The organism is Alishewanella sp. HH-ZS, assembly GCF_001704375.1.
GTDB lineage: Bacteria > Pseudomonadota > Gammaproteobacteria > Enterobacterales > Alteromonadaceae > Alishewanella > Alishewanella aestuarii.
This window is the reverse complement of sequence record NZ_LZEJ01000034.1, coordinates 44,728-51,797: the sequence shown is the minus strand read 5'-3', so window position 1 is coordinate 51,797 and position 7,070 is coordinate 44,728. Positions and strand designations below refer to the sequence as shown.

Here is a 7,070-nt window from a genome sequence, read left to right as displayed (position 1 = left end):
GCTGACTTGTGATCAAGAGACAGGTCAACTGCCGGGGTTTGCGTTGTTATGCGACCTTACCAGATCTTAACCCGCACATCTTCGCTGCGGTACATGCCATCACCCTCTTTAATATCAAAGGCTTCATAAAACTCTGGCATATTCGACAACACCCCCAGTACCCGGTACATGCCCGGTGAGTGCGGCCCGGTAATCACTTGCTGACGCAAAGCTTCGTCACGGAACTTAATACGCCAAACCTGAGCCCAGCCGATAAAGAAACGCTGCTCCGGGGTAAAGCCGGCGATAGTCTGCCGCGGTTGATCTTTAATCGAGTTTTGATAGGCACGGAACGCCACTGTTAAACCACCCAGATCGGCAATATTTTCACCCAGACCCAAAGCGCCCTGCAGATGCAGGTTATCGATCGGATTAAAGGCATTGTATTGATCGATCATACGCTGTGCGCGCTCGCGGAACTGCCGCTCATCTTCCGGCGTCCACCAGTCGCGCAGGTTACCATCACCGTCAGAGCGCCGGCCCTGATCATCAAAGCCATGGGTAAATTCATGGCCAATAACGCCACCGATAGCGCCGTAGTTCACCGCATCATCGGCATCGACGTTAAAGAACGGCGGCTGCAGGATCGCGGCCGGGAACACAATTTCGTTCATCGTTGAGCTGTAATAAGCATTCACCGTCTGCGGTGTCATACCCCATTCATCCCGGTTTACCGGCTGACCTAAACGGTTAACCATCCGCTGATACTCGCACTCGCTGCTGCGGCGCAGGTTACCAATTAAATCGTTGGCATCAATGGTTAAACAGTCGTAATCGCGCCAGACATCCGGGTAGCCGATTTTGGTATTAAACTTCGCCAACTTGGCTTGAGCCTCGACCTTGGTTGCCTCGCTCATCCATTCCAGCTCGTTAATGGCCTCTTTAAAGGCGCCACGCAGATTTTCAATCATTTCATCCATCCGCGCCTTGGCTTCGGGTTTGAAATGCCGGGCGACATATTCTTTGCCGACCATAAAACCGAGGTTGCTATCGACCAGACTAACGGCGCGTTTTTCCCGGCTGCGCTGCTCCTGCAAGCCGCTTAAGGTTTTGCCGTAGAAATCAAAACTGGCCTGGACAAAGGGCTCGCTCAGATTAGCGGCATTGGCGCGCAGCAGGTGAAACTTCAGATAGGTCTGCCACTGGCTTACCGGTAATTGCGCCTGCAGCTTGGCAAAATCCGTAAAGTACGAAGGCTGACGGATCACCAGTTCCTGCACCTGACCCAGCTCGGCAGCTTGTAAAAACGCCGGCCAGTCAAAACCCGGCGCCAGTTTACTCAACTCAGCGACACTGAGCTTGTTGTAGGTGGCGTTACGATCCCGGTTCTGGATCCGGCTCCACTGCGCCTTGGCCAGCTGAGTTTCCAGCGCAATCACCTGTTCAGCCGCTTGTTCTGGCTGCTCCCAGCCAGCCAGTTGCCATAATTTGGCGATAAAGTCACGGTATTGACCAAGTAACTGCAGCGAACGTTCGTCATCTTTCAGGTAATAATCGCGATCCGGTAAACCCAAGCCGCCCTGGCTGGCTCCGGTAATATATTGATCAGATTGCCGCTGGTCCTGACCGACAAACACAGCAATCGGGGTGCCATAGCGGTAGCGCTGTAATTCGCCCCATAGCACAGCCAGCTGTTGATGGTTGCGAACCTGTTCGATGCGGGCGATATCGCCACGCAGTGGATTCAGGCCCAGTGTATTAATCAGCGGCTCGTTTAAAAATGACTTGTAGAGATCGGCCATTTTCTGGGCGTCAGAGTTTTTCGGATGCTCAGTGGCTGCCAGCTCCTGAATAATTTCCAGCACTTGCTTTTCGGCGTTTTCACGCAGCTCGTCAAAACTGCCCCAGCGCGCCTTATCAGCCGGGATCTCAGTGTTACCCAGCCAGTTACCGTTTACAAATCGAAAAAAGTCTTGCTGCGGCGCAACACTCTTATCAAAGTTGTTCAGCTCAAAGCCAGCACGCTGGCTGTCAGCCTGAGTGAGCTGAGTTTGTTCTGTCACCGGCTGACTGCTGCAACCTGCAATGCCCAGAGCCAAAGCCACCCCAAGTGCTAACGCGGAAAGTTTTGTCATACGAAGTTCCTTATTATGTTTTATCGTGGCGAGTGTAGAAAATCTGCTCTGCTACCGCTGCCGAAACAGGATATGAGCCCCGCCAGATGCGATAAATGCCGGTCGTAACCTGTGCTGCCGCCAGTAGGTACGGTTTTTCTTGTAATTGGCAGCAATTTTTCGCAGGATCAACACAGTTCTTATTGCAGGAGTTTTATCATGCTTGATACCGCTTTAACTTCACTGGCGGGCTTACCGTCTTTTCTGGCTTACTTTGCCCTGGCCGTGGTGTCAGTGCTGGTCTTTGTCCGCCTGTACAGCTGGGTAACACCCCATGACGAATTTGGCCTGATCCGCGACAATAATCCGGCTGCAGCCGTCGCCTTTGCCGGAGCCCTGATTGGCTTTGCGCTGCCGTTGTCCAGTGCCATTACCCATTCCATGTCGTTACTCGATTGCGCTATCTGGGGTTTGGTTGCCCTGCTGGTGCAAGTGCTGACCTTTTTTGTCAGCCAATTGGCCCTGAAAAACCTGTCACAACGTATCACTCAGGGTGATATCGCCGCCGGTATTTTCTCCGCTGGCTGCTCAATCAGTGTTGGTATGCTCAATGCAGCCTGTATGACCTACTAGCGCATTATTTAAGGAGCCAAAGATGCAGAAAAAAGTTTTTAAGCGCAGCCGCAAAGCGGCGCTGATCTTTATGGTGCCGGCCGCAACCCTGGTGTTGCAGGGCTGTGGCAGCGAACAAGCGGTCGAAGCCCAGGTATTTAATACCCCGGATGAATGTGCGGCCTTCTATAATCCACCGGCTCAGTGCCAGGCGGCCTTTGCCGAAGCCCAGGCATTACACCCACAGGTAGCACCTAAGTATGCCAATAAGCAGGAATGTGAAGCGGACTTTGGCGCAGGTCGCTGTGAAACCGCGCCCGAGCAGCATGCCCAGGGCAGCTTTTTTATGCCGATGATGATGGGCTTTTTAGCCGGACAGATGCTAAACCGTGGCGGTATGGCACCACAGCAGCAACAAAGTGCAGCCGCAGCCGGTGGCCGTAATACGGTACCAAACCAACCTCTGTACAAAGCCCGGGATGATCAAAGTACTTTCCGCACTGCCGGCAATACACCGGTGGCCAGTCAGCCAGGCCCAACTCAGGTCAGGCCTTCGGCAGTACAACCCAAACCTGCCACCCTGGCCCGTCGGGGTGGCTTTGGTGCTCAGGCACAGCAACGCGCAGCAGCTGCGCCGCGGCAAACCACCTATGGCGGCTAAACAATGAAAAAGGTTACGATCGCACCTCGCCCGGGCTGGCAGGCTTTTGCTGAAAGTGTTGGCTTTCAGTTTCATACCATTGATAACGAGCCCTACTGGGATGAGTCGGCTTATTATCAGTTCAGTCTGGCGCAGATTGAAGATGATCTGGAAGCGCCGACTGAACAGCTGCATCAGATGGCCTTAGAACTGGTTCCGGATATCGTTAGCAGTGAACAACAGCTGAGCCAACTCGGGATCCCGCAGCAGTTCTGGGACGCGGTGAAAGAGAGCTGGCAGCGTGCCGAGCCGCACCTGTATGGCCGGATGGATTTTGCCTATGACGGCAAGGGCCCAGCGAAATTGCTGGAGCTGAACTACGACACGCCGACCTCGCTGTATGAAACCGGCTTTTTCCAGTGGGTGTGGTTGGAAGATCAGCAAATGCGTGGGGTGTTGCCTGAGGGCGCCGATCAGTTTAACTCGCTGCAGGATAAGCTGGAGCAGGCCTTTGCCGAGCTGCCTTTACCACGCCCTTTCTATTTCAGTAGCGTCACCGAAAGTCAGGAAGACAAGGGCACTGTTGATTATCTGATGGATATTGCGCTGCAAAGTGGCCTGGACAGCCGCTATATCCAGCTGGAGCAGATTGGTGATATCGACGGCCAGCTGGTCGATCTGGAAGGCTATCCGATCCTGGGTCTGTTCAAACTCTATCCGTGGGAGTTTATGCTGCAGGAAGAATTCGCCAGCACCATTTTAAGCTCCGACACCCGCTTTTTAGAGCCGTTATGGAAGTTACTGCTCTCCAATAAAGGGATTCTGCCGTTATTATGGCAAAAGTATCAGGGCCATCCGAATCTGCTACCTGCCTTTTTTGATGATGGCAAAACACCACTTAGTCCGGGCTGGGTTCGCAAACCCCTGTTCTCGCGGGAGGGCGCCAATGTTGAGTTGGTTACCCCACAAGGAGAACGGTTACAGCAGGGCGGCCCTTATACCGACAGCGGCTATATCCGGCAGGCCTTTGCGTCGCTGCCACGCTTTGGTGACAGCTATACGCTGATTGGCAGCTGGGTGGTCGGTGATCTGGCGGCAGGTATCGGTATTCGCGAAGATAACAGCCTGATCACCAAAGACAGTTCACGTTTCTTACCGCATATTATTCTGGATTAAACAGGAATATTTATGCAGCAATATTGGATATAAAACCACTTTATTGCTAAAATTGCGCAACTTTTTGTGCTGGTCTGGCAGTTTTCCCGGAATGCTGCCAGACTTATCTTATCTGTATACCGTGCAAGGAAAATATTCGCCCGTGCGTACAACTGAACTCGTCAGCGGTTTCCGCCAGTCAGCCCCCTATGTCAACGCCCACCGTGGCAAAACCTTTGTGGTGATGCTGGGTGGCGAAGCCATTATGCAACCCGGCATTCGCAGCATTATTAACGATGTTGCCCTGCTAAATAGCTTGGGGATTAAAGTCGTGCTGGTGTATGGCGCCCGACCGCAGATCAACCAGGCGCTGCTTAACGCCGGGTTGGAGCCACAATACCATAACCGGATCCGGGTCACCGACGATGACTCCTTCCGCTTGATTAAACAGGTTGCCGGTGCTTTACAGCTGGATATTACCGCCCGCTTATCGATGAGTTTAAGCAATACCCCGATGCAGGGTGCACAAATTAACGTGGTCAGCGGTAACTTTGTCATTGCCCAGCCGCTTGGTGTTGATGAAGGTATCGATTATTTTCACAGCGGTAAGGTGCGCCGTATCGATACCGCCGGTATCCGCCGTCAGCTTGATAATAACGGCATAGTGCTGATGGGGCCGATCGCCGCCTCCGTCACCGGCGAGAGTTTTAATCTAACGGCCGAAGAAATTGCCACCCAGGTCGCGATCCGGCTGAAAGCCGATAAGATGATTGGCTTTAACGAAGTAGGCGGCATCGTCGGCGAAAATGGGGACATTACAGCAGAATTGATGCCAAATATGGCAGAAAGCATTCTGTATGAAATGGAGCAACAGGACGATCACTGTATTGGTACAGCGGCCTTCTTACGGGCTGCAGTAACAGCTTGTCGTGCTGGTGTGCCGCGTTGTCACCTGGTGAGTTACAGTGAAGATGGCTCACTGTTACAGGAGCTGTTCTCGCGCGATGGTATCGGGACCCAGATCGTCACCGAATCGGCAGAAAAATTGCGCCGTGCAGTGATCAGCGATATCGGCGGTATTCTGGATCTGATCCGGCCGCTGGAGCAGCAAGGCTTGTTGGTACGCCGCTCGCGCGAACAACTGGAAATGGAAATCGACTACTTTACGCTGATTGAACGCGATGGTCTGGTGATCGGCTGTGCCGCGCTCTATCCGTTTCCGGAAGAGAATGTTGGTGAGTTTGCCTGTTTGGCGGTACACCCGGATTACCGCGATGCCGATCGTGGTACTACCCTGCTAAAAAGTGTGATCCAGCAGGCCCGGCAACGCAAATACAGCCGGCTGTTCGCCCTGACCACCCGCAGTATTCACTGGTTCCTGGAGCAAGGCTTTGAACTGGTGACCGTCGATGATCTGCCGGCCCAGAAAAAGCAGCTGTATAACTATCAGCGCCGCTCGAAAATCCTGGCGCTGGAGCTGTAAAGGCTAAAACTGGCGGTTGACCTCAGCCGCCAGTTGTTGCCCCAGTGCCCGTGCTGTGGTCCATTTGCCGCCACTGACCGTCAAAATCTTCCCCTGCCAGCTAAACTGATACTCCCGGCTGGCGCGGCTGGCATCGGCACTTCCCGCCAATAAAGGTCTGACGCCGGCAAAACTACCCAATAGCTGCTCTGGCGTGGCCGCTGGCGTAAAGTAATGTGCGTATACCCCAAGTAAATAGTCACGTTCTGCCGGTGAGCACTGCACCGGATCATCCAGTGGCTGCCGCACCTCGGTCGTGCCCAGCAGACACTGCTGTTGATAAGGCAAAGCAAACACGATACGCCGCTCACCCGGCACTTCCAACATATGGCCATAACGGCTAATCGCAGGCAGTAACAAATGGCTGCCACGCACCAGATCAAGGGGTGCCGCCATCAGGCCGGATTGTTGTAACAGGGCACTGCTCCAGGGGCCAGCGACATTAATAATGCTGGCGAATTTTAGCTTGCCACCGGTGAGCTGTAGTTCACCATCTGGCTGAATTTTTAATACCGGGCTGTGCTCTACAATATTGACGCCGGCCTTGCGGCACTGCTCTGCCATCCAGAGGCCAAGCTTTTGATCATCCATCTGGCCATCAAAAAACAGATAGGCACCCAATAAACCTTCGGCTTTTAGTTGCGGTGAGCAGCGTAGCGTCTGTACCGCCGTTAACCAGCGATGCCGGCCAATGCCCTTTTTACCGGCAAAGCTATCGTATAACCAGAGTCCGATTTTCAGCTGCCAGCGGGCACGCTGAGAATGCTGATAGAGGGGATAAAGGATGGGTAAGCGACGGGTTAACTGTGGTGCCTTTTTTAACCACCAGCGCCGCTCCTGTAAGGCTTCGCGCACCAGCCGGAACTCACCTTGCTCCAGATAACGTAAGCCGCCATGTAACAGTTTGGATGAGGCAACACTGGTGGCTTGCATTAACTGGTCGCGTTCAAACAAGGTAACCTGATGACCAGCCAGCGCCAGCTGCCAGGCACTGCACAGACCATTAATGCCACCACCGACTACCGCAATCTGCACTATATTCCCCAAC

At 53.6% G+C, this 7,070-nt stretch carries 6 protein-coding genes; 4 read left to right on the top strand and 2 right to left on the bottom strand.

The window, feature by feature from the left end; genetic code table 11:
* Positions 1 to 56 precede the first annotated feature (56 nt).
* Positions 57 to 2,114 (bottom strand): M13 family metallopeptidase, encoded by a 2,058-nt coding sequence (locus tag A9165_RS13090; protein WP_065956217.1) that lies wholly within the window; start codon positions 2,112 to 2,114, stop codon positions 57 to 59.
* Between the two features lie 198 nt (positions 2,115 to 2,312).
* On the opposite strand from A9165_RS13090, the gene A9165_RS13085 reads away from it, so the two are divergent.
* From A9165_RS13085 to argA, 4 genes are all read left to right on the top strand, one after another.
* The gene (locus tag A9165_RS13085; RefSeq protein WP_065956216.1) at positions 2,313 to 2,726 is read left to right on the top strand and encodes a DUF350 domain-containing protein; all 414 of its coding nucleotides are present in this window, start codon (positions 2,313 to 2,315) and stop codon (positions 2,724 to 2,726) included.
* A 22-nt stretch (positions 2,727 to 2,748) separates the two neighbouring features.
* Positions 2,749 to 3,366: a DUF1190 domain-containing protein gene (locus A9165_RS13080; RefSeq protein ID WP_065956215.1), complete on the top strand. Its 618-nt coding sequence runs from the start codon at positions 2,749 to 2,751 to the stop codon at positions 3,364 to 3,366.
* Positions 3,367 to 3,369: 3 nt separating this feature from the next.
* Positions 3,370 to 4,521 (top strand): glutathionylspermidine synthase family protein, encoded by a 1,152-nt coding sequence (locus A9165_RS13075; RefSeq protein ID WP_065956214.1) that lies wholly within the window; start codon positions 3,370 to 3,372, stop codon positions 4,519 to 4,521.
* A 142-nt stretch (positions 4,522 to 4,663) separates the two neighbouring features.
* The gene (argA, locus tag A9165_RS13070; protein WP_065956220.1) at positions 4,664 to 5,983 is read left to right on the top strand and encodes an amino-acid N-acetyltransferase; all 1,320 of its coding nucleotides are present in this window, start codon (positions 4,664 to 4,666) and stop codon (positions 5,981 to 5,983) included.
* Positions 5,984 to 5,986: 3 nt separating this feature from the next.
* Here the strand turns inward: argA and A9165_RS13065 are convergent, their stop codons facing one another.
* Positions 5,987 to 7,057, bottom strand: coding sequence for a glycerol-3-phosphate dehydrogenase/oxidase (locus tag A9165_RS13065; RefSeq protein ID WP_065956213.1), 1,071 nt, complete (start codon positions 7,055 to 7,057; stop codon positions 5,987 to 5,989).
* Positions 7,058 to 7,070: the final 13 nt, after the last annotated feature.